Below are 1,406 nucleotides of genomic sequence, written 5' to 3'. Positions count from 1 at the left end.
GACACCGCGACGGCCTTGCCCTTGGCCGTGGCCCGGACCTCGACGCCCTTGATGCTCGTACCGGCGACCGCCTCCAGCGGCTTCGAGCCGTCCGGGCGGGCGAGCAGGTCGGCGACCGGCGCCGTCACCGTGCCCGCGAAGTCCACGCTGAGCCGGGTCGTGGTGTCGTAGGCCGTGGCCCGCAGGGTGAAGGTGCCTGCGGTGGCTCCGGCCTTCAGGCCGGGAGCGGCGGCGATGCCGTCGGCGCCCGTCTTGACCACCAGCGACTTCGCCGTCCCGAAGAGGGTGCCGGTGGCGTCCTCCTCGACCACGAAGACCACGTCCCGGTTCGCGGCGGGCTTGCCGTCGCTGAGGAGCAGCTTGACCCGCGGGACCGTGGTGAAGGCGGCGCCCGCCTCGGCGGTGAGGCCCGGCCCGTCGAGCACCGTCAGGTGCTGCAGGTGCGGGGCCGGCTTCTCCGGAGTGGGAGTCGGGGTCGGCGTGGGCGTGGGCGTCGGGGTGGGCGTGGGCTTCGGGGTGGGCGTCGGCGTCGGCTTGGGGGTCGGCGTCGGCGTGATCGGGTTCTGCGGCCGCGGCGTGGGCAGGGTGCCCGGCTGCGCCGGCGGGTAGTTCCCGGCGGGCGGGTTGGCCACCTCGGTGGCGCCCTGCTGGTACTGGCGCATGTAGCCGAGCACGGTGTTCACGTACTCGCGGGAGTTGTTGTAGCTGAGGATGGCCCTGTCGAGCTGGGCCTCCACGGACAGGTTCCGGCCCCCCGCGCACAGGTAGAGGCCGGCGCCGAGCGCTGCGTCGTAGATGTTGTTGGGGTCGCGCTTGGCGTCGCCGTTGCCGTCGGCACCCCACGTGGCCCAGGTCGAGGGGATGAACTGCATCGGGCCGACGGCGCGGTCGTAGACCACGTCCGCGTCGAACTCGCCCCGGTCGGTGTCGCGGATCTCGGCGAAGCCGTTGCCGTCGAGGCGCGGGCCGCGGATCGGCTTCTCGGTGTAGCCGTCGGCCTTCAGGCCGTAGCCGGACGCGTGGACGGACTCGACCCGGCCGATGCCCGCGAGCAGCTGCCAGGGCAGCTTGCAGTTGGGGAGCGCGGCCGCCACGGCCACCTCGGCACGGTTGTAGGCGTCGAGGGCGGTCGCGGGTATCCCGCTCGCGCCCTCCTGCGCGCCCGTGCCCGTCCCCGCGGCGGGCGGCGGGTCGGCGACGATGTCCGGCAGGTCGAGCCGGGCATCACCGCGATCGGTGGCCTGCGGACTGTCCGGGGTCGGTTCGGACTCTCCCGCGTCCGCGGTCGACGGAGTGGACACGACCGCGGCAGTGGTCAGGCTGGCCGCGAGCGCGGCCGTACACAGGACCTTGCGCGAGGTGTTGACGATGTGGCGGTGAAGCGGCTTCACAGTGCGGCGATCCCC

At 73.8% G+C, this 1,406-nt stretch carries 1 protein-coding gene; it reads right to left on the bottom strand.

Annotated features, from left to right (window positions below; all coding sequences use genetic code 11):
* On the bottom strand, positions 1 to 1,391 hold a 1,391-nt coding region (locus tag IF89_RS47325), incomplete at its 3' end, for a lytic transglycosylase domain-containing protein (RefSeq protein WP_051808156.1).
* Positions 1,392 to 1,406: the final 15 nt, after the last annotated feature.

The organism is Streptomyces sp. NRRL F-2664, assembly GCF_000719345.1.
Taxonomy (GTDB): Bacteria; Actinomycetota; Actinomycetes; order Streptomycetales; family Streptomycetaceae; genus Streptomyces.
Note: the sequence above shows the minus strand (reverse complement) of the source record. Positions and strands in the feature narration are given on the sequence as shown.